The following is a 20,947-nucleotide window of genomic DNA, read 5'->3' on the forward strand; positions in this document are numbered from 1 at the left end:
ATCAATTGTGGCGCCTGAGCAGCGTCCGCACGGCCCGCCGGCCATCGAGAATCCCTTTGGCAAGACTGCCGGGAAGCGCTGCCAGCACCGCCAGCGGTAGCGGCGGATGGTTGATTCGGCTCAATTCGGTGCGCGCGGCCCGCGTGTCGCCCCGCAATATCAACCGCCCGACACGGTACACCTGTTCTTCCCGCAGCCTTTGATAGTAGTAATCTCCATACTGCGATAGAAACTCAGGATCTGCCCCCCACACGCGCTGCATTATCGTGATGCGCGCCGTCGCCAGTTCCAGCATGTCCAGATCGGTAAGCTGCTGCCCCGTGTGCTGGTGTACGAGCGTCGTCTCGCAGTGGAGGTATACCCCCTTGCCGTGTCCCGTCAACTGACTCGAAAATTCCCACTCCTCGGCCGTCGACGTGTCTTCGGCAAACCGCACGCGTGCCTCAATCAATTCGCGGCGCACGATCAGCGTATCGACCGAGACATAGTTCGTGCGCAACTGTGAGCGATAGAGATTGACACATTCGTGGCAGGGACAGTCGGTTGCGCCGGCCGGCAACGGCATCCAGGCCGACAGCGGCTGCGCCGGTCCAACGATCTCGTCCCAGTTGAGTTCGCGGTCCTCCTGCGTCTCCAGCGCAAACGGCCGCACCGTCCCGTCACGGAACTCCGTCCGAAAATTCGTGTAGCAGTACAACAACTCGCTGCGCGCCGCCATTACTTCCCGCAGCAAGTCGAGATGTCCCGGCATCCACTCGTCGTCCGAATCGAGGAACGTCAACAGCGGCTTGGTTGCCTCCCGCAGGCCGCGGTTGCGTGCCGCACCCGCTCCACCGTTCGACGCCTTAATGTACCGCAGCCGGCCGCGATAGGCAGCCAGCACCTCCGCCGTGTTGTCGGTCGAGCCGTCGTCAATGACGATAAGCTCGTCCTCCGCGCGCATCTGCGCCAGCACCGATTCCACGGCCCGAACGATTAGATGCGCCCGATTGTAGGTCGGAATGACAACCGAAACCGCCAGAGAAAGCATTACCGAAATCGCCTTATCCTTGCCCTTCGCCGCGGCGAAGCACCATCGGAGCTACCGGCTACTGCGCCGGGTCCGGAACCGGCCAGCGCCTGCGACAATATTCCTGCCCCAACGACCGCGACAACAGCGGTTGTGATGTCGACAATGGCAGCATCATGCGCCGCAACAAGAAGAGATCCGAGTCCTTATCGACATATCCCCACCAACTCGTCGCCGCATAGAGGAAATGGTGTTTCTTCAATATCTCTGCAAAGCGCCGGTAGCCCTCGACATCGTAGCCGTAGGGGTAGGCGAAGCCGGTCACCTTGGTCCCCAGCCGCTTTTCGATTACCCGCCGCGATTCTACGATTTCCTGTTCAGCGGCCGCGAGGTCCAGGTATGACAAGTTCGGATGCGAGCAGGTATGCGCGCCGAATTCGATGCCATAGGCGGCCATCTCCTTAATCTGCTCCCAGCTCAGCGGCGGTTCCGTTGCCGGCGGCGCCTCTCCGTCACCCAACACGCGGTAGATCTGCGCCAGCAGTGTCGTGCGCGCGTTATCCGCCATCCGCATCAGGCAATTGCCGAGGTCCTCGTGAAACCGCTCTTTCCCGGCCGGCGTGTTCGGCGCGGCGCGGCGCGTCCCCCGCAACTTAATCTCGAGCAGGCGTTCGATGGCGGTAATCTTCTCCCCGGTCAGCTCGCAGCGGTCGATTCGCAGCGTCAAGTCGGTCCACCACAACCGCATCTTCCCGTCGATCCAGTCGGTCGGCAGGTAGATCGTCGCCTTGATGCCGTGCCGCTTCAGTATCGGGAAGGCGATCTCGAAGTTTGACCGGTAACCGTCGTCGAAGGTCAAGGCTGCGGTCGGTTCGCGCAGATCGCCAAGGTGCTTGATCTCCGTTAGCGCTTCGGCGACCGTGAGGATCCGGAACCGCTTCTTGAGCGCGACGATCACCGCCTCAAGTTCTGCGGCGCACGGCGGATCGATGTTGTACCAGTGGCGGCCCTTGTCCTCGTCGCTGACCACGTTGTGAAACATCTGCATCAGCAGACGCTTGTTCTTCGGCCGGCTCAATTTCTCTTGCAGCCAATAATAGCCGCCATAGTAGAACGCGGTCTTGACCAGGTCTTTCGGATTCGGACTCACGGGACTAATGCGCTCTTTGGCCTTTCCCCAGCCAGCGTTTGATTCGTGCGGTCTGGCCGCCCAGGAATAGTTTGCCGGCCTGCTTGCTGAACCGATTCACATAGCCATGAAAGATACACAGCAGAGCCGCAAAACTGCGATTGTAAATCGTCATCGCCAGCTCCCGCTGCTCCGTGTCGGTCCAGGCATACTTGTACTCCTCAAAACCGCGCAAGAAATCGAACCTGGTGCAACCGCGTTGAATGGCCGCCTCGAGACACTGCGTTAACAGGATCTTGATAACGCTGGCCCCCGGCACCGCTCCGCGATCAATCCCGGGCAAATAAAAGTGCACGGCCTTGTTGTACACGAATCCATAGAACGCGGCAATCGGCCGGCCGCTGAGTTCCAGGCTGCACAGAAAGAGCTGCTTCTTGCCGACCAGACTGGCCGCCAGCTCATGGTGGAACCGGGAAAACCGCGGGCTGGCAAAACTGCCCGCCGCGCCGCGCTCCTGCCACGATTTCTCATGCAAGTCGATCAAGATCTGCAAAAACTGCGGCACCTCTTCGGGCCGTTCGCAAAACCGCAGCTCCAGCGGCCCGAGTTTCTGCGCGACCTCCACCGGCTCGCGAATGTTGCGCCGCTGCTTCGAATTGAACGAGGCAAAAAACTTGTCCCAGGAATCGGGCAGATCGACATAGAGGCAGATCGTGTAGTCGCGCAACACCAGCCCCAGGCACCGGTCGTCACTTTCCGCCAACAGGTGAATGTTGTGGAACACGTGCGAATCCGCCGGCACGTACTCGTAGCTCCAGATGTCCCACTCCTTGCGCAGCGAACCGTAAAGCTCGTCCCAGATGAGACGGCTAATCCCATAGGTATGGCTTTTGGGAATAATCAAGTCCATGTGATCCGGACAAGCTTCTTCCGAACCGATAAAACGGAGAATCTTGAGCCGGCCCACGCCCCACTGCCGCCGTGTCTCCACCCAGAACGGCGCCAGTGCGACCAGGTTCTCGTCGTCATATACGCCCAGGCAGAGCAAGGAATGGTCGTCGAGATAGACATCCAGCCAGTGCGACAACCAGGTCCAGGTCATGAAGAAGCTGTTGTTCCAGCTGCGACGGACGATTTCGTCCCACTGCTTGGCGATCGCCTCAACCTCGGCGCGCGTGCGAAAACACTTGATGTGCAACATCTATACTTCGACCACCGGCGTTGTGCCCCAACCCATTCTGACTATCGGCAAATTGAAAAGTTTTCCCGTAGCGCGGATATGAATATCAGTTCTGCCCGTCCCTGTCAATCTCAGTCCGTGCCGGATCGCCCGCACGGCTAAAACCCCAGCGGCACTTTCGAGATCACCCAGCGGAATTTACCGGCCGCCGTGCGCGGGATGGAGTCGACGAATACGACCGACACCGTAACTTGCTCTCCGAAAACTTCGCGGAGCAGATTAGTGATGAACTGCGTGTCACCTTCCTGGTAGCCCGGTCCGCGCTTCACGCGCATCTCCACGTGGTGCAAATCTTCCTGGACAATTTGCGACTCCGTGATGTTGATCAGATGCTTGGTGACGGCATTCAGAACTGACGAGGAGATATAGCGACCGTCCGGAGTCACTACAATATCCTCATCCTTGCTCGTTACTCCACTCATGCGGGGAAACGGGCAGCCGCAGCGGCACGTCTGTCGGTCCAGTGCCGTGACATCACTCGTTTCATATCGCAACAGCGGCATCGAGAAGTTGTGCAAACCGGTTGCGATGATTCGCCCCATCGCTCCATCGGCGCCCCCGCTGGGCGTGCCGTCGGCGATCTCGACCAGTCCGAAATCGGTGTTGAAATGTTTCTCTTCGTGCTCGCGACACTCGGTGGCAAACACGACCCGTTCAGCCATCCCATAGAAGTCGAATACGCGGCAGGCAAAGGCCCGCTCAATCGACTTACGCTGCGTCACCAACAACGGCTCCGACGACGTAAACACCGCCTTGAGCGGAAAGGTCTCGCCGCGACGATTGAGATACCCGGCCAGAATTGAAATTGTCGAAGGATAACCCTCGACGGCCGAGGCCTCGAACCGCGCCAATTTTTCGAAATAGGCCGGCAAATTCTCCGACGCGAGATGAAATGACGAACAGAACAGATGATTCAGTACCCGATTGTGGCGCCAATACGGCGGCCGCGTCTGCTCCAACGGCGCGACCCTCCGACCCAGAAAGAACGCGATGGGATCGCCGGGGTTGATCCCGGCCAGTCGCTTCTGCCGCCAGTCAACCACCGTTTTCAGGACGCAGACATTCCGGTCCCACACCAGCCGCAACGGCGATCCGGTTGTGCCGGAGGTATAGCCGACAATGCGATCCGCCTTCCCGGCATTGCCGGCAATCAGCCTGTCACCGTTCTCCGCCACCTGCCGGCGCGTCAAGACCGGCAATTTCGCCAAGTCGTCAGCTCCCCGAAAATCGCGCGGCGTTAGCTTCCGGTCGTCCATAACCTCGCGATAATATGGCACGTGGTGATAACAGTGTTCGACCAAGTGGCGCAGTCGCTCCGACTGGTACTCCGCCAATTGTGCCGGTGTCCAATTGAGGTGATGCTCGAACTCGGCCAGCAGGCGTTCGAATTTCCGGCCGTATTCGCGGAAAAATAACTTCAGTCCGTAGAGACTGATTCCCAGATCCTGCAGAAAAAAGGGGCTGTGTTTATAGATCGATTGCAGAAGCGCGCTGCTCATTCCACCTGACGATGTTGGTTCTCTGCTCTCAATGCCCCCGACTCGTCTCGTTATACACTCCACCCTGAAGTTCGGAGACAAAACATCGAAGTTTGCCCGACGTGTCAAGCGGAATTCTTTCAACCACTTTGATTTCCAGTTGCATCCGGTCGCCCAGGTAATGCACCAGTTTTGCGCGAATTTCCGCCACCGCCCGCTCCGGCAATTCGCCGCCGCCTTCCAGCAGCAGCGTCATGCGATCCACCGCATGTTGAATCGCGCGAAATCGCGAAAACTGCGTGGGCACCGAGTAATCAAGCACCGCCGCGGCGACGCGCTTTCCCTCCGGCGTAATGATCAGCTCTGAGACGCGGCCGACGATATCGGCGATCACCGGCGTCGCGCGGCCGCACCGGCACGGCTCGGTGCTGATCCGCGCCAGATCGCCGACGCGATAGCGGATCATCGGCATCGCCCGCGCATGAAGCTCGGTGATCACGACCTCCCCCGATGCGCCGCCCCGCACGACTTCCCCCGTCGCTGGATCGATGATCTCGACATACAAATTGTGGGCGGCAATATGGCGACTGCCCTCCGCGCACTCGAAAGCAATAATCCCCGATTCGGTACAGCCGTACTCGTCAACCACGCGGCAGCCGAAATGCTCGCTGATATAGGCCTTTTTGGCCGCCACTTGCCGCTCGCCCGTCGTGATCACCAATTGCAGCCCGATGGCCCCCGGATCAAGGCCGGCTTCGACCAGCTCCCGGCAAAACTCGTGGATCGGATTGATCAGGCCATAGAGGTAGTACGGGCGGAAGCGCAGCAACTCGTGGTAGAACGTGCGGCTGTAATCGCGGTTGATCTCGAACGCCACCATCCGGCGTCGGTTCAGCAGGCGATCTTTGGTCCGGGCAATCATCCGCGCCTTGCGCGCCAACGGGATCCCCCAGATCCGCGCCTGCCGCGTTCCGACTGCGATGCCGAACCAGCCGTACACCTCGTACATGTAGGCATCCATCATGGCTTCGGCCCGGCGGTCCTTAACCAGCACCAGCGGTGTCCCGGTTGAGCCCGAAGTCTTACGCACCGACACACGGCCGGGCGTCGCAGCGATCAGCCGTGCCGAATCGGCTTGAATAATCTCCTTCGTCAAAAACGGAATTCGCTCGAATTCAGCGATGGCAAGCCCCTGCGTTGGATCGATCCCGTGAGACCGAAACAGCTCGCGATAGTACGCGCTCTGCGTTGCGGCATCGCGCACCAGTTCCTGAAGCCGTGCCCGCTGCCACGCCCGCATTGCGTCCGGTGTCAGTCGCTCGAACTCGCGGATGCGCCGCCGGCACTTCGAGACCGGCTCGCCGCGCAGCGCAACTACCGGATAGTAAAACAGATGTCGCGATAACCACGGATACATGGTTGCCCGATCTCCTTGCGTCTCCGGCCTCCCGGAGTACGGGTCAGCCCGTCGTTAGTGAGATTCCGCAACGCGGCGCAGCCGCCGGCCCACGATGCCCTGCAAGTTCGCCCAGAATCTTTTCACCCCAAATCGCCGTGCGTTTCTAATGTAATGCAAGTAAACTTCGCGCCGGAATCGGCGCAACTCGCTTTTCACCAGCTCATCATATTCGGCCGCGGGAAGATCAGCGTCGATCCATCCCGATAGGCCCGCGATCCGCGCCTGCAGCGCTGCAGCCGCGCTCCCTTCGAGGAGTTCCGGCTGCCAACTGCGGTTGATGCAAATCGGCCGGACTTCGTGCGTGACGCGCGTCGGCTCGTGCAGAGTCAATCGTAGCACCATCGACTCCCGCAAACGCTGCTGCCACAGATCGAAAACGAAGTCGCCGAGGCTGTAGGCAATCACGCGTCTGCGATAGGTCTCGATCCCTTGCAGAATGTGCGGATGATGCCCCAGGATCGCGCTCGCCCCGGCGTCAATCATCTTGCGCCCCAGCCGCACCTGCTCGCTGGACGGCCGGTTGACAAATTCCTCGCCCCAATGCAGCGCCAGCACCAAAAAATCCGCGCTCCCTCGATAGCGTTCCAGGTCGGATAAGACCCGTTCTTCGCTGCCGGCGACATCGATCGGCGGGTCGACGAAGTATTGCGGCGGCCGGAAGTTGTACGCCAGAAATCCGACGCGCGCGCCTTTGACCGTTGTCACCGCCAAATTCTCGACGCCGATTTCGGCCGCCTCAATGCCGGTAGCCGCGATCTGCGCTTCCTTCAGAGACTTCAGCGTCTCCTCGACTGCGGCGCGGCCGTGCTGCATGATGTGATTGTTGGCCAGCGCCATAACGTTGAACCCCGCCTTGCGCAGCCCCGCGAGCGCTTCCGGCTGCGCCCGCAGGTGGATGCTGCCGAACGGATCGCGCGCGCGATCGAATCGCGACAGGACGACTTCGAGATTCCCGAAGACGATGTCTGATCCCGCGAACGCCGCGCCGATCTTCGCAAACGGAAACTCCGGTCCGTAGCGTTCAATCATGCTGCCGACGCCGAATCCGGAGCATGCGGGCAATTCGCCCATCATCACATCGCCGACGGCGCTCAGGACAATCTCACTCGTCGCCATTTCTGCTTCTCAGCCTCGCCTTGCGTCGCGCGCCGCGACTTCACGATAAAATTCCACCAACCGGGGCACGATAATTCCCCACGCGTACTTCTTCATCACCGACTGCCGCGCATTGGTCGCCAGTTGCTTCCGCCGTTCCGGATCACGAATCAGGTCGATCACCCGGCGGGCAAATTCCTCGGGCGCTTCCGCAATGACGATATCATGGCCGTCGCGCACATCGAGTCCCTCGGCGCCGATCGGGTGGCTCACAATCGCCTTCCCCATCGCCATGGCATCGAGAATCTTCAGACGCGTGCCGCCGCCGACCCGGATTGGGACGACATACACGGCTGCGGCGGCGATGGTCGGCCGCACGTCGTCGACAAATCCCAGCGTTCGAAACTGCGGGTCGTTTTCCGCCAGTCGCAGCACGGCCTCCGGTGCGCGCGAACCGATGAGATTCATCACCACCTCCGGCACCTCGGCCTTGATCAGAGGCCAGATCTTCTCGCCGAACAAGATCATCGCGTCGCTGTTCGGATACCATGCCATCGAGCCGGCAAACACCAGGCTGGTCGTCGGCGGCGTTGTCTCGTCGGGATGGAAGAATTCCGTGTCGGTGCCGTTCGGGATTTCGACCACCCGCGCGCCGGGCGCATAGCTCAACAATTCCTGCCGGTCCAATTCCGACACCGCGATATTGCCGTCGTAGGTTGTCAGCGCCGCGATCTCCGCCGCGCGCAGCTTGTTGCCCTGCTGCCGCACATACCACCGCGCCGCCGGACTCTTTTCGATCGCCGACCGGCGCAGCAGCAAACTGGATTCCACGTTGTGGTGGTTGAGCACCGCCGGCAGCCCGCGTAAATACTGGTGATATCCCGCCAGCGCAATCGTGTCGACATGCACGACATCAAATTGGTGGCGCTCCAGCGTGCGGTTTAGCACCGCCACCATCTCCTTCGACCAGAATCGCCACGCCGAATACGGCGCCGCCGAAAACGTATTAAACGCCAGCAGCGCGTACCACTTCAGCCTGCTGTAGTCGGTCGGAACATCGACGATCGTGACCTCGCGGCAGAACTCTGCTAACACGCGCCGGCTCTGCTCGATCCGCTCGCGCGTCGGATGCCGGTCGCGCTGCGAGAACGTCACTAGGTGGACGTCGTTGGTCTTCGCCAGTTCCTTCACGATATTGTAATTTCGCAGCGACGCACCCCCGGTCGGCGGATGCGGGATGAAGTGCGCCAGAAACAAGATTCGCATGATTACCGCGCCACTCTCCGATAGATTTCTTCCAGTTGTTGACATTGCCGCGTCGTCGAAAACGCCGTCTCGACACGAGTGCGCGCTGCGCTCCCCGACTGAGCGCGCAGTGCCTGATCGCCGGCCAGCTTCGCGCAGGCTTCAGCCAGTCGCGCCACGTCTCCCGCCGGCGCCAGCACACCACTGACACCGTCCGCGATCACTTCGCCGACTCCCCCCACGGCGGTTGCGACCGTCGGCTTGCCCAGTGCCATCGCCTCCAATAGTGCCACCGGAATTCCCTCGTGCCAGGAGGTCATCAGGAGCACATCAAAGCTATTCATCACATCGAGAATGTCGTCGCGAAATCCGGTCATTACCACGGTTTCCGTCAAACCGAGTGATTGCCGCAATTCCTCCAATGACCGCCGTTCCGGACCGTCACCGACAAGAACAAACCGGACGCCCGGCTGTCTCGCCGCAACATCCTTGGCGACGCGCATGAATACTTCGAAGCCTTTGATCGCTGCCAGTCGTCCGACCGAGCCGAAGACGATTGCGTCGTCCGCGATTTCCAATTCTCTGCGCACCGTCGTTGCCGCTTTCTGCGTTCGCACCCCCGCGACATCAATTGCGTTGTGCACCGTCTGCAGCTTGCCGGCCGGGTAGATCGTCTCCAGGTGTCGGCGGATGTCCTCCGAGACCGGCAGAATCAATTCGAAGTAGCGGCGCGAAACGAACCGGTTGAGTTGGCCGTAGGCGCGCACCTTGAGCGACTTCAACCCCGACATGCGCTCCTGCACACCATGGACGGTCTGGACCAGTGCCCGCACGCGCGTGCGGCGTTTGATCATGGCCGCCAGAATATTCTCCTTGTAGCGGTGCGAATGCAGGATGTCGACCGGGTGATCGTGCACGATCTGGCGCGCCGCGGCCACAATCTGTCGAAACCGCAGCCGGCTCTCGTCGATGACATCCACCGGGACACCTTCGGCGCGCAGCCGCTCGACCAGCTTGCCCGGGTTCAGCACCATCGCCGAGACCGCGACCTCCCCGCGTCGATGCAGCGCCGTCAGCATCGTGCAGGCCTGCGCCTCGGCGCCGGCCCACAGATCGCCGGAGATCACGTGACTGACGGCTACCTTTCGGTCGCTTTCCATACCACGTACTTCTCGCCGCGCCAGTATTGGATCCACGCGACCAGAATCGAAAGATTGACCATGATAAAATAGAGCGGAATGCGGAGGATCAAGTACTGTTGCAGCGACTTGATCAGATAACCCGCCAGTGCCAGCACGTACAGCGCACTTTGCAACACCAACAACACCTGCAACCACAGCCCCGCCGACCACAGCGCCACGTTGGCGGCATACGCCGCGATCAGTGCGAACGGCACCAGCCACCGCAACAGCTTGTGGCTCCACATCTGAATCGCGTAGATGCCGTAGCGAAACGGATTAAGAATCCCCTTCAGATGGAAGATCACTTCCAGCCCGTGGACGATCGTCCGCAGCTTGCGCTGGAACTCGCGCGACGGATCGTGCAGCACGCTGTAATAGCCGATTGCCTGCTCGTCAATGATCGAGCGAAAACCTTTCATGTAGGTCATGATCGGCAGGTAGAAATCGCTCGACATGTCGTCGATCCAGCGCTCGCACATGTCCTTGCGCACCGCAAAAAATGAGCCGCTCGCGCCGACGATCGAAGTCACCCGGCTCTCCAGCCGTCGCAGGGCCATCTCGTAGCGCACGTAGGCACCCTCGCCGGCGGAGGTGTCGGCATCCTCCTTGATGCCATCCTGCCCCGACACGCAGCCAATCTCCGGATCGGCGAAGTTGCGGACGATGGTGCGGAGCGCATCGTTCTTAAGAAATGTCGTTGCATCCGACAACACGACGATGTCGGTCGCCGCCGCCTGCACTCCACGTCCCTGGCCGTAGTGCTTCCCCCGCCGCTCCGGTATGACCATCAGCTTCACGCCGCGCTCGCGATAGCCGTTCACGATCTCTTCGGTACGATCGGTTGAGGCATCGGACACCACGATCACGTGCAGTCGCTCGGGCGGATAGTCCTGCGCCAGCGCATTGTCGAGCTTCTGCGCGATCCGCTTCTCTTCATTGTGCGCCGTGACCACCAGCGTTACCTGCGGCAGCTCCTGCGTGCGCAGCGGCTCGCGGCGCACCAGGCGCGCGCACAACCACAAGAACAGCGGATAACCGGCATAGACCCAGAGGGTCATGAGAATCGCCGCCAGCAGAATTGCGAGGAGAGTGTAATCGATCGTGCTCACTGTCTGATCCGGTCCTTCTGCGGCCCGATGGCAACCATGTTTAATCGCGCCGCGCTGCTTCCGCCGGCACCAGGTGCCGGAATTTTCGCCGCCGCCGCAGCAACTCGTAATAGATGGCGACGTACTTGCGCGCCATTGTCTCAATACTGAATTCTTCGTGCACCTTGCGTGTCGCCCGCTCGGCGATCACGCGGCGGCGCGTGTCATCAGCAAGCAACTCGACCATCGCCGCCGCCAGCGTCTCGGGATTTTGCGGTTCCACCAGCAGGCCGTCGACTCCATGCGCAACGATTGCCGGATTACCGCCCACCTTCGTCACGATCGGCGCCACGCCGGAGGCCATCGCCTCCAGCAGCGAGATGCTCGTACCCTCCCGCAGCGACGAGAGCACGAAGATATCAAACAGATTCAGCAGCTTGGGTACGTCACTGCGCTGGCCGGTGATCTGCACGACGTCGGCTAGGCCGTTACCTCGGGCATACTCTTCCAGCTCCGCCCGCAGCGGGCCATCGCCTACCAGGAGCAACCGCGCCTGCGGCACACGCTGTCGCGCCAGCGCAAACGCCTTGATCATCGTCAGCTGATCTTTCACACTGTCGATGCGCGCCACCGTGCCCAGCACCTTGGCGTCCGGGGCAATGCCGAACTCGTGCAGCAGAGCCGGCGCCTTAGGGCGCGGCTGAAAATCCTTGACGCAGATGCCGTTGATAACGGTGCAGATTTTCCCGGCCGGCAACTTGACCGTGTCGGCCAGATAAGACTCCAGATCCTTCGAGACGGCGATGATCCTATCGACAAAGAAGCCGGAAACCCGATCCTCCATCACCCGGACTCGTTCCTCCGGTACCGCGCGGCCGTGCTCGGTGTAGACTACGATCGGGCGACCGGCAAAGGGCGAAGCCAGTGCGCCGAAGATGAAGGTTGCCGGATGCATGTGGATGATGTGCGCCTTGCGCGCCCGCAGAAACTTGGCCAACCGCAACGGATAGAGCGCCAGATGCCGGTCGTGGCGCCGCAACAAATGCACCGCAACGCCGTGCGACTGCAGCACCTCGGCGAAGCAGCCCAGATCATCAAGGCAGATGACTTCGATATTGAAGCGCTCGCGATCCATCGCCAGCGTCATGTCGGTGATCAGCCGCTGCAAGCCGCCGATGTTCATCTCCAGCACGATATGGATGAGATTAATCTTGGGGCTGGACACGCCGCTGCCTCCCGCCTGGGCCGTTATCGTCACGTTGTCTTGCCCGGCTCCGACTGGCTGCCGGGATCGAGCGTCTTTACCACGCGCGCCGGATTCCCGGCCACCACTGTGTACGGCGGGACATCCTTGGTCACCACCGCGCAGGCGCCGACAATTGCTGACTTGCCAATATGCACGCCCTTCAAAATCGTCGCCCGCGCTCCGATCCAGGCATCGTCGTCGATGATTATCGGCCGCGGCTCGCCCGCGCCGTGATGGGCCGCATGGTAGTCGCTCTCCATCACCAGGACGTCCCACGACAGACTGACGCGATTACCAATCACAACCTTGCTGCCGCAATGAATCTCGGTGCGATCACCGATATGTGCGTGCTCGCCGATTGTCACCTCCGGCTGCGTGCCCGGGAGCGCCGCTTCAAAGTCGAAGACGACCCCCGGATAGAGCTTGGTGCGCTTGCCGATCGTGATTCGCCCCACCGGATTTCTGATCTTGATCTTTCCGTACACCTTGATCGGCCCGGTCGTCTTGACTCGCCGCATCAGCCAATAGCCCCGCAAGTACCCGATGATCTTTGTCAGCGTCGTTCGCATTTCCATCCTGTCTCAGCGCCCACAACTAATACCCGCCTCTCGCCGACTGCGACGGCTGCCGCCGCGCCCGGCTGAGCAGCAGCGCGAATTTCGCTCGCGAGAACCTGCCGCCGAGGCCGGCCGTAGCACCTTCATGTAATCCGACACGCGGCACCGCAAACAGGTCTTGACTCCCGTCGCCGACATCAACAGCAAACGCTCCCTCATAACCCGCCGCCACCGCATATCCCTTGATAGTTTCGTCATATGCGCCGTTCGGATAAGCCGCGACGCGCACTTTTCTACCCGTCTTCGCTTCCAGGATCCGCTTCGATTCAAGCAATTCCTGCCGCGCCTCCGTTGCCGGGATCGCCGTCAGCAACCGATGGGACCGCCCGTGTGAGCCAATCTCAACAATATCCGGTTCCATCGCCGCAATCTCGTCCCAGCTCAACACAAATCGTCGTTCCGCCCACTCCGACTTTTCGGCGCCAGCCGCCGGTCGCACTGCCGTCAGGAGTTTATCAATTTCGGGTGCCGTAAGCGATTTCGCAAGGCGCAGGAAGTGATCGAGCAGGTAAACCCCGGCCAGCGTCTCCGGAACCCGCAAGTCGTCTCGCCTTCCATCGGCCGCCGTCTCCAGCGCCGCTTGCAACTCGCGCGGCCCCAATTTCTGTGTCACCACCGCATGCAGCAAATCGTGAAACCAAAACTTGGCCGTGCTATCGACAAAATCGCTGCAGACGAAAATCGTGGCCGGTATCCCGTAACGTTTGAGAATCGGATACGCGTGTTCGAAGTTATCGCGCCAGCCGTCGTCGAATGTGATCACGGCACATCGGGACGGCAATGGCTCGTCGCGCCGCAGCCGTCCGACGTAGTCGCCGGCCGTCAGCACCGTGTAGCGCCGCGCCAGGTGCGCCACTTGCGCGGCGAAAGTCGCCGTCGAGACTGCAATCCCCGTCTGCGCGTACTCCTCCCGCGCTTCGGGATCATCGAGCACGCGGTGATACATCAACACGCAGGCGCGCCGATTGCCGCGGTTCTGTGCAATCCAGTCGCGCACGGTCAACAGCCCTGAATAATAGAGGAGTGCCAGGATAATCTGCTTGAATACTCGTGACATGCTTCGATAGCGGCCTTAAATCTCGCCCAAACACCGAATGATCGTCTCGATATCCGCATCCGCCACCAGTGGATGCGTCGGCAGCGTAAACAGCCGGTCAACCAGCGTCCGGGCTCCCGGAAAATCGCTTGCGGTGGTCGCCAGATGCTTGTCGATTCCGGGAATGTCGCAAAGAGTCGAGGGATACATTCTGGTGGCAACAACTCCGCGGTGCCGCAATTCCGCAATCGCCCGCTCGCGCGTCTCCCGATCCGGCGCCAGCACCGGCAAGCGCAAATATGGAGGGCACTCTTCTTCCTGCCAGCCGGGAATAGCGAATCGGCCCAGCTTCAACACCCGCCGACCCAGCTCTTCCGCGTTGGCGGCGCGCATCCGGTTGAAGAACAGCACGTTCTCCAGGACCACCGTGGCCGCCGTGGCCTGCACCCGCGACAAGCGCGCGATTTTAAAGTCGGCCTCGTAAACGGTCTCGCCGATTCCCAAGAACGGTAACGAAGCCGGTATCCAGTACAGCTTCGGCTTGATGAACGTCGCGTATAGAAACATTCTCAGGTAACTGCTGACTTCGGCCAACACCCCGGGCGCTCGCAGCGCCGTCACTCGCGCCGCCAGAAGTCGCGCCAGTTCCGGGTTGTCGGTCACCAGGATGCCGCCGTTGTAGGTCGTCAGCGCTTTGCCGCGGCCGAGGCTGTAAAATCCCGCCGTGCCGAACGTCCCCGAGACCTGACCTGCGCGCTTGGCGCCGAACGATTGCGCGCCATCGTCGACCAGCAAGTAGCCGTTCGCCTTGGCCAGTCCCTGAAGCCTGTCCCAATCATTGAGAACTCCGAAGAGATTGCACCCCACCACGGCCACGACTTTCCGGCAGTCTTGTCGCCCCAAACTGGTGTAGTCGAAGTCGAAATTCAGCGGGTCAACATCCACCAGCCGCATCTTCAGCCCGGCGCGTACCGCGGAAGCAGCCACCGAATAGCAGGTGTATGCCGGCAACACGACCTCGTCGCAGCCGGGACGAAGTTCCTTCATCGCCGCCAGCAACAGCGCTTGTGCGGCGCGGCCGCTGCCCAGAAAATAGCAGTACGGCTGTCCGGTGAAGCGCACGATCCGCGCGGCCAGCGTCTCGTAATGCGACGATTGGTTGATGCGGTCGGTCAGCGTCCGCACCAGTTCGCCGAGGATAATCGGCGTTCCGGCCGGCGCGACAAGATGATTCTGCATATCGTTCAATGAAATTCCGGTCGTTCCTGCTTCCGTGGCACGCGCTACGGAAAGTTCTTGATAACCGCCGGCCCCAGCCAGTTCGCCAGCGGTAGCGGCAGACGCCGCCAAATCTTCTGCGCCAGCCGATACTTCGGGTTGTGCGGATTGATCTGCGGCACTTCGGTGATCCCGTGCATCGAATATTGCCACGCCAGCGGCACCGGCGTCTCCGACCACTGAATCTTGAATTTATACGTCGGCGAGTCGATCGATGATCGGCCAAAATCAAACCAGCGGCTCCCCTCCCGGCAACCGCGCTCGATCACCGACCAGTACAGCGCATGATAGGGGCAGCTCTTGATGAACCGATCGTACGCCGCTGCCGAGGGAATGTAATCCCGTCCGCGAAACTTCAGCAGCAACGCACCCGTCGCCGTCTCTTCTCCGTGCTTGACCAACACGATCTCAGCAGAGTCCGGAAAGGCATCGAGCACCGCAGCAAAAAGCCTCTTGCTCCACACCGGCGTGCCCAGATCGCGCATCCGCCGAGCAAATACCCGGTAGAATTCGTCAAGAAAATTGTGTCGGCCGTACTCGACCGTCAGTCCCGACTTTTGGGCCTTGCGCACCTGATTACGCAGCTTGGCGTCAAAATTCTTCCACAACGATTCGGACCCCGCGCTGAGATCGGCGAGAAACGTGACCCGCTCCGTCGCCGTCGCCAGCTCACAGCCGATCGGCTCCACTGAACGCAGTTCGATGAAACTGGCGCCGGTGGTCTTCGCCAATTCGCGTGAGCGGTCGACCAGCAGGCACGCCGATTCTTCATCCGCCGCGCACACGCCGCCGTAATCAAGCCACGGCACCGAGATCAGGTAGCGCGCGTTCCACCACGTACGTACAAGAAAGAGCGGTAGCACACCCGACACCGCCACGCCGTCGCGCACGAGCAAATAATGCGGCTGACATCCCAGACCTGCGGCAATAACTTTCCGAAACTCGATCTGATGCGCGACCGTTGCTCCCGGTGCCTGGTTGACAAAATCCCGCCAGGCGGCTTCCATGTCGTCGCTGTAATTCTCTACTCGCCTCAAAATCGCCCTTCTGCTTGGCATGAGTTTGCCGGGTACAGACCCGGCGTGCATTGTGAGATATTACCCAATTAGCGAAATCTGCGCGACCAGCCGGTGACTCCCGCTGCCGGCATGGCGTCCGATCCGATGCTCGCGATCTGCCCTACTCTACGGTATCGACCGGCATCCTTTTTCGGTTACCAAATAACTAAAGTGATTCTGGCGACAAGATGCAAGCGAAGATGTTGCCGATGAACGACTAAAACCAGACCGTCTGGACTCGGCTCGCGGTACCCGCGATGCGGCTAAACGGATCGACTTAGTAGATAATGGCGGCCGCCGCCCGCGTTTCTTCCTGAAACGACAAACCCGTTGTGCATCGGGTTTCAAACGATTGCTTAGCACCCGCAGTAACACTGCCAGGATTTCAGCCGAGAAAGATTGGTGCATGGAAGTCAGATTATGCCACGAAGGTCCGGAGCGCGAGTTGGTCGCGGAATTCTGCCGGCGCGTCTTTGATGTCGCTCCGAACGCCCGCGCCGACGCTGCGGTTGATTCCACCTTGGCGAATCCCTACGATGCCGGACCGCCGCCGACTGCCATCGCGATTCATGACGGCGCCGTTGTCGGCCACGTTACCTCCACACCTTTCCGTCTTTGGGTGAACGGTGTCGAACGACCGGCCCACTGGCTCAGCGGCATCCATGTCCTGCCCGAGTATCGCGGCCAGGGCGTCGCCCGCCAGTTGGCCGCCTGCATCACCAATGCCCTACCGCTTGTCACCGGTGTTGCGCGCGTGGCACCGTCACTGCGCGCCTTCATTGCTACCAATTGGGTCTGGCCCGGCAAAATCGCCGATCACATTCACATCGTGAACCCGGGCGCCTTTCTCCGCCAGATGTCGGGAGAACGGGTCGAGCGCTTCGTCCCGCGCGGATTCAAGACCGCCGCCGACCTGGCGCTGCGGCTCTTCCGCGGACCGTTGCAGCTCGGCATCCGTTGCTGGCAGCGCTTGCGCACGGTCGACGCCAAATTCCGGCACGGCGCCATGCTTCCCTTCGTCGAAGTTGCCAACTTCGAGTGCAACATCGACGCGCTGTGGGAGCAGGAAAAATCCACCTTTTCCCTGACCCACGTCCGCCGCGCCGGCTACCTCAATTGGCAATTTCCGGTCGCCAAAGGTTGGCAGAAAGTCGTGTGGACGGCGCCCGCGGGTGTCCGGGCCTGGGCGATCTTCGCCATTATGGAATATCGCGATGGCGGGCAATTGCACGGGCTCAAAGCTCTGAATGTCGTCGATGCACTCTGGGACAGCGGTGATCCGTCCACTCTCGACAGCCTGATCAGCTACTTTCTCCACCGCGCCTATATCGCCGGCGTCGACATCACGATGTTCTCCGGCGATCGCCCCGACTTACGACGTGCGTTGTCGGCAGCCGCATTTATCAAACTCCCTTCGACGATCTATGCCGGCTTCGGCAGTCAGGATCAGTCCGACAATTTCACCGAGCTGTTTCCGGGCTCCTACATCACTCGCGGCTACGCTGACGCCGCGGGGGGGCTCGGACCCGCGTGAAGCTTACCTTCCCCGGCGGCAAACGCTGCGCCTTTTCGGTGTTTGATGACACCGATGTCGCGACCCTCGACTCGATTCGCCCACTGTATGACTACCTGAATGAGCTGGGAATTCGCACGACCAAGTCAGCCTGGGGTATCACTTATAGCGGCCACAGCAACTACGAAGGCTCCGATACGCTCGAAAACGCAGCCTATGCTGCCTACCTGCGCCAACTGCAGAACGCCGGCTTTGAGATCGGCTTCCATGGTGCCTCCATGGAAAGCGCCACCCGGCCCGAGATCGAGCGCAGTCTCGCCAACTTCCAGTCCACGCTCGGACGCATCCCCCGCATCAATGCTGCCCATGGCCGCAATCGCGACAATCTCTATTGGGGCGCCAATCGCTTCGCCTTCGCCCTCTCCCGGCGGCTCTACGCTCGCTTCCGCAGTGACGACGCCGCTCACTTTCAGGGCCATCTTCCCGACTCGCCGTACTTTTGGGGCGATCTCGCCCAACAGCACTTCGACTATGTGCGCAGCTTCACCTTCACCGGCGTCGACTTGTTGTCGTTGAATCTCCCGGTCGTCTATCGCAGCCGCCACACGCCGTATGTCAAGAACTGGTTTCTGACGAACGACGCGGAGAATGTCGAGGAGTTCAACAACCTGCTCTCCAGCCGCAATCAGGAAAGGCTCGAACGCGCCGGCGGACTCTGCATCATTTCAACTCACTTTGGCAAGGGTTTCGTCGCCGGCGACCAGGTCCACCCGGTCACGCGGCGGTTACTGGAGGAACTCAGTCGTCGCGACTGCTGGTTTGCGCCTGTCTCCGAACTGCTGGATTTCTACGTGAGTCGATGCGGCTGCCCCGAGCTGGCGGGCCGGCGGCTCTTTCGCCTGGAAATGCGCTGGCTGCTCGACAGCATGAAACGCCGCCGCGAACGGCGCGGCTATCATCCGACCGAACTGGAATATCTGAAAACGCAACCGCGCTGACGACTCAAGCGCCGGCGCTCGGCAATCCCGGCGTTGGCGCTGGTGCGCTCGCCCGCGCCTGCGGCTTGGAGCAGAGATAGAGCACGACGGTCAGCGCGTGCAATGTCCAGAGATGGGGATAAAATGTCACGGAGAGGAAGGTGGCTGAAGTCAGCCAGCCGAGCATGCCGACGGCAATGGCGCTCGCGATCGACCATTCGAGCGACTTGTGATCGCCGCTGTATTGCCTCTGAATCTTGATCAGCGCCCGAAACGACAGAATCAGCATCGCCACATAGGCGATCAATCCGAGCGAGCCCAACTCGGCGATGATCAGCGGGAAGTTGCCGTGAAAAGTTCGCCCCCATTGGGTATTGGGATCGGAGAAGCCGGTGACGTATTCCGGCATTCGGACCGGCCCGTTACCGGCGCCGACGCCGATGATCGGATAGTCCAGGTACATCCGCACCGCCGCTTTCCAGTAGTTGATGCGGGAATTCGCCGTGCCCTCGTCGGTCCGCGTAATCGACTTCACCTCGCTCCAGTAACTGCTCGGCGCAAACACGATTACCGATAGGCACAGCATTCCGACAATCACCATGCTGATCAGCTTCTGCTTCGACTTGATCATGCAGAACAGCGTCACGACCGCCAGACCGATCACGCCGCCGCGCGACTGGCTGGCGACCACCCCCAGCACCAGCGCCAGCATCGTCCCCAGCAGGAAGAACTTCTTGAATTTGCTCTTTTCTCGCATGAACAGGAAAAATGCGAATGGGATCATCGCGTTCAACGCAAGCGCGAAGTCGTTCTCGTCAGAAATGAAACTCGAACCTACCGATCCGCTCGTCACGAGCCCGGCATACGAAATGCCCACGAAGGCAAAGTTGTAGATGCCCTTGATTGCGTAATACAAGTGAATCAGCAGCACGAGCCAGACGACCAGTTTCAACTGCTGCGTTGTCTTGACGATGTTGACAACCAACAGGAACATAACGAACGTCGTCAACATGCCTTCAAGCACCATGTAGGCCCGGAAGTTATTGGCCGCCGTCAAGACCCCCATTGCTATCACCAGCAGGAACACCAAGAACCAGGTTGCGGTCGGATGCCACCGCACTTTCTCCTTGTTGATTGCCTGATGCACGATCCACGAAAACAAGGTCACCGCCACGGTCAGAATCCCCAGTCGCAACGGCCGCAGCGCCGGGATAAACGTGTAGGGTCGCAGATAGTCCATCAGCATGAACATCCAGACCCCGGCAAAGGGATTGATCAGCGCGTACGCCCCCGCCAATAGAGCCGGAATCGCCGCCACCATCGCGTACTGAACCTTGTCCGGCATCCGCACCAGTACCAGGCCCATGATGATCGACAACAGCGCCAATCCCAGAATTGCCAGCCGATAGGCGGTAACCAATTGAAAACTCGAACGGGGCGTTTCCCGCCTCGTTGATTCACCCTTTTCTTGTTCCACGTCTGGCTTAGTCTCGTGATCTGGCGCGGTCATCGCTGACATCCGCCCCCACATTTGGGGTCTCGGGTTCCGCCGGCTTGTCGAACTTCGGCAGCGCAAACAATTGGCTGTTGTCGAAATCGTTCATGATCACTCGCCCCGGATTGCCCGCCACCAGACACCGGTCCGGCACGCTGCGCGTCAGCATCGTCCCGTTCGAGATCGTCACCTGGTTACCCAGGGTAATCAACCCGGAGATCACCGAGCCCGTGCCGACCCAGACGTTGTCGCCGATGGTCGGCGTACCCGTCTTGCCTTCGGAATGACCGACGCCGATCGTCACATTGTGCGTCACCGAGAAGTTCGCGCCGATCTTGACCGGTCCGATGTAGATCGTGCCGACGTGCCCGATATAGAACCCCGGCCCGACGTCGGCATCATCAATGTTGACGTGATGGAAAAATTGCATGCCGTAGTTCAATACGAAGTGAACCAGCACCAGCGGCAGCCCCAGCACCACATTTCGCCGCCGCACGCGCTCCGTCATCTTCCCGAAACGATAGACGGCCACGCAATGCAGCCCGAAACTGCGGATCCAAAACCGCAGTCGTCGCCACACAGCGACTCGTTCAGTCCCGAATTGAATCCGGTAAAACTTGTTCAGATCTTCGCGAAATGCGCCTCTCATCTTCGTCCTCGATGCTGTCGGTGCTGCCAATCTTTCCGCCGCGGCAACGATGACAACAGCCGCCTCGATTTCCGTCAGGAACTCAACGAACTATATTGTCTTGCCGATCAACATGCACGTATTATCTTATCGGTCACTGGGCGGCCGCCGCTAC

The 20,947-nt window shown here is 60.5% G+C and carries 18 protein-coding genes; 2 read left to right on the top strand and 16 right to left on the bottom strand.

What is annotated here, in order from left to right:
- Position 1: 1 nt before the first annotated feature.
- The 14 genes from IT585_10110 to IT585_10175 form a co-directional block, all read right to left on the bottom strand.
- Positions 2–1,030: a glycosyltransferase family 2 protein gene (locus IT585_10110; GenBank protein MCC6963592.1), complete on the bottom strand. Its 1,029-nt coding sequence runs from the start codon at positions 1,028–1,030 to the stop codon at positions 2–4.
- 58 nt (positions 1,031–1,088) lie between these two features.
- Positions 1,089–2,159, bottom strand: a complete 1,071-nt coding sequence (locus tag IT585_10115) for a polysaccharide deacetylase family protein (protein ID MCC6963593.1) — start codon at positions 2,157–2,159, stop codon at positions 1,089–1,091.
- 4 nt (positions 2,160–2,163) lie between these two features.
- Positions 2,164–3,339, bottom strand: a complete 1,176-nt coding sequence (locus tag IT585_10120; protein MCC6963594.1) for a GNAT family N-acetyltransferase — start codon at positions 3,337–3,339, stop codon at positions 2,164–2,166.
- Positions 3,340–3,476: 137 nt separating this feature from the next.
- A complete protein-coding gene (locus IT585_10125) occupies positions 3,477–4,877 on the bottom strand; it encodes a phenylacetate--CoA ligase family protein (GenBank protein MCC6963595.1) in 1,401 nt (466 codons plus the stop codon).
- Between the two features lie 28 nt (positions 4,878–4,905).
- Positions 4,906–6,273, bottom strand: a complete 1,368-nt coding sequence (locus tag IT585_10130) for a phenylacetate--CoA ligase family protein (GenBank protein ID MCC6963596.1) — start codon at positions 6,271–6,273, stop codon at positions 4,906–4,908.
- A 54-nt stretch (positions 6,274–6,327) separates the two neighbouring features.
- Positions 6,328–7,431: a CapA family protein gene (locus tag IT585_10135; GenBank protein ID MCC6963597.1), complete on the bottom strand. Its 1,104-nt coding sequence runs from the start codon at positions 7,429–7,431 to the stop codon at positions 6,328–6,330.
- Between the two features lie 9 nt (positions 7,432–7,440).
- The gene (locus tag IT585_10140) at positions 7,441–8,676 is read right to left on the bottom strand and encodes a glycosyltransferase (protein MCC6963598.1); all 1,236 of its coding nucleotides are present in this window, start codon (positions 8,674–8,676) and stop codon (positions 7,441–7,443) included.
- A 2-nt stretch (positions 8,677–8,678) separates the two neighbouring features.
- Positions 8,679–9,815 (bottom strand): glycosyltransferase, encoded by a 1,137-nt coding sequence (locus IT585_10145; protein ID MCC6963599.1) that lies wholly within the window; start codon positions 9,813–9,815, stop codon positions 8,679–8,681.
- Positions 9,794–10,945: a glycosyltransferase family 2 protein gene (locus IT585_10150; protein MCC6963600.1), complete on the bottom strand. Its 1,152-nt coding sequence runs from the start codon at positions 10,943–10,945 to the stop codon at positions 9,794–9,796. Before IT585_10150 ends, IT585_10145 begins: the two co-directional genes overlap by 22 nt.
- A gap of 40 nt (positions 10,946–10,985) precedes the next feature.
- Positions 10,986–12,149 (bottom strand): glycosyltransferase, encoded by a 1,164-nt coding sequence (locus IT585_10155; protein MCC6963601.1) that lies wholly within the window; start codon positions 12,147–12,149, stop codon positions 10,986–10,988.
- Positions 12,150–12,178: 29 nt separating this feature from the next.
- Positions 12,179–12,745 carry an acyltransferase gene (locus IT585_10160; protein ID MCC6963602.1) on the bottom strand — a complete coding sequence of 189 codons (567 nt, stop codon included), beginning with the start codon at positions 12,743–12,745 and terminating at the stop codon, positions 12,179–12,181.
- Positions 12,746–12,764: 19 nt separating this feature from the next.
- Positions 12,765–13,844, bottom strand: coding sequence for a polysaccharide deacetylase family protein (locus IT585_10165; GenBank protein ID MCC6963603.1), 1,080 nt, complete (start codon positions 13,842–13,844; stop codon positions 12,765–12,767).
- Positions 13,845–13,859: 15 nt separating this feature from the next.
- Positions 13,860–15,062: a DegT/DnrJ/EryC1/StrS family aminotransferase gene (locus IT585_10170; protein MCC6963604.1), complete on the bottom strand. Its 1,203-nt coding sequence runs from the start codon at positions 15,060–15,062 to the stop codon at positions 13,860–13,862.
- Between the two features lie 44 nt (positions 15,063–15,106).
- Complete coding sequence (locus IT585_10175; GenBank protein ID MCC6963605.1) at positions 15,107–16,138, bottom strand: FemAB family PEP-CTERM system-associated protein; 1,032 nt, start codon at positions 16,136–16,138, stop codon at positions 15,107–15,109.
- A gap of 427 nt (positions 16,139–16,565) precedes the next feature.
- Between IT585_10175 and IT585_10180 the strand changes: the two genes are divergently transcribed.
- Together IT585_10180 and IT585_10185 are read left to right on the top strand one after the other, a co-directional pair.
- Complete coding sequence (locus IT585_10180) at positions 16,566–17,693, top strand: GNAT family N-acetyltransferase (protein ID MCC6963606.1); 1,128 nt, start codon at positions 16,566–16,568, stop codon at positions 17,691–17,693.
- Complete coding sequence (locus IT585_10185) at positions 17,690–18,670, top strand: hypothetical protein (GenBank protein ID MCC6963607.1); 981 nt, start codon at positions 17,690–17,692, stop codon at positions 18,668–18,670. Before IT585_10180 ends, IT585_10185 begins: the two co-directional genes overlap by 4 nt.
- A 4-nt stretch (positions 18,671–18,674) precedes the next feature.
- On the opposite strand, the gene IT585_10190 is transcribed toward IT585_10185, so the two are convergent.
- Both IT585_10190 and IT585_10195 read right to left on the bottom strand, forming a co-directional pair.
- Complete coding sequence (locus tag IT585_10190; GenBank protein MCC6963608.1) at positions 18,675–20,069, bottom strand: O-antigen ligase family protein; 1,395 nt, start codon at positions 20,067–20,069, stop codon at positions 18,675–18,677.
- Positions 20,070–20,133: 64 nt separating this feature from the next.
- Positions 20,134–20,793, bottom strand: a complete 660-nt coding sequence (locus tag IT585_10195; protein MCC6963609.1) for a serine acetyltransferase — start codon at positions 20,791–20,793, stop codon at positions 20,134–20,136.
- Positions 20,794–20,947: the final 154 nt, after the last annotated feature.

Source organism: Candidatus Zixiibacteriota bacterium, from assembly GCA_020853795.1.
Lineage (GTDB): Bacteria > Zixibacteria > MSB-5A5 > CAIYYT01 > CAIYYT01 > JADJGC01.

Coding starts and splice junctions, on each gene's coding strand:
- IT585_10170 (MCC6963604.1), bottom strand. CDS start 15,062: ATGCAGAATCATCTTGTCGCGCCGGCCGGAACGCCGATTATCCTCGGC.
- IT585_10120 (MCC6963594.1), bottom strand. CDS start 3,339: ATGTTGCACATCAAGTGTTTTCGCACGCGCGCCGAGGTTGAGGCGATC.
- IT585_10135 (MCC6963597.1), bottom strand. CDS start 7,431: ATGGCGACGAGTGAGATTGTCCTGAGCGCCGTCGGCGATGTGATGATG.
- IT585_10125 (MCC6963595.1), bottom strand. CDS start 4,877: ATGAGCAGCGCGCTTCTGCAATCGATCTATAAACACAGCCCCTTTTTT.
- IT585_10145 (MCC6963599.1), bottom strand. CDS start 9,815: ATGGAAAGCGACCGAAAGGTAGCCGTCAGTCACGTGATCTCCGGCGAT.
- IT585_10195 (MCC6963609.1), bottom strand. CDS start 20,793: ATGAGAGGCGCATTTCGCGAAGATCTGAACAAGTTTTACCGGATTCAA.
- IT585_10140 (MCC6963598.1), bottom strand. CDS start 8,676: ATGCGAATCTTGTTTCTGGCGCACTTCATCCCGCATCCGCCGACCGGG.
- IT585_10165 (MCC6963603.1), bottom strand. CDS start 13,844: ATGTCACGAGTATTCAAGCAGATTATCCTGGCACTCCTCTATTATTCA.
- IT585_10180 (MCC6963606.1), top strand. CDS start 16,566: ATGGAAGTCAGATTATGCCACGAAGGTCCGGAGCGCGAGTTGGTCGCG.
- IT585_10160 (MCC6963602.1), bottom strand. CDS start 12,745: ATGGAAATGCGAACGACGCTGACAAAGATCATCGGGTACTTGCGGGGC.
- IT585_10130 (MCC6963596.1), bottom strand. CDS start 6,273: ATGTATCCGTGGTTATCGCGACATCTGTTTTACTATCCGGTAGTTGCG.
- IT585_10110 (MCC6963592.1), bottom strand. CDS start 1,030: ATGCTTTCTCTGGCGGTTTCGGTTGTCATTCCGACCTACAATCGGGCG.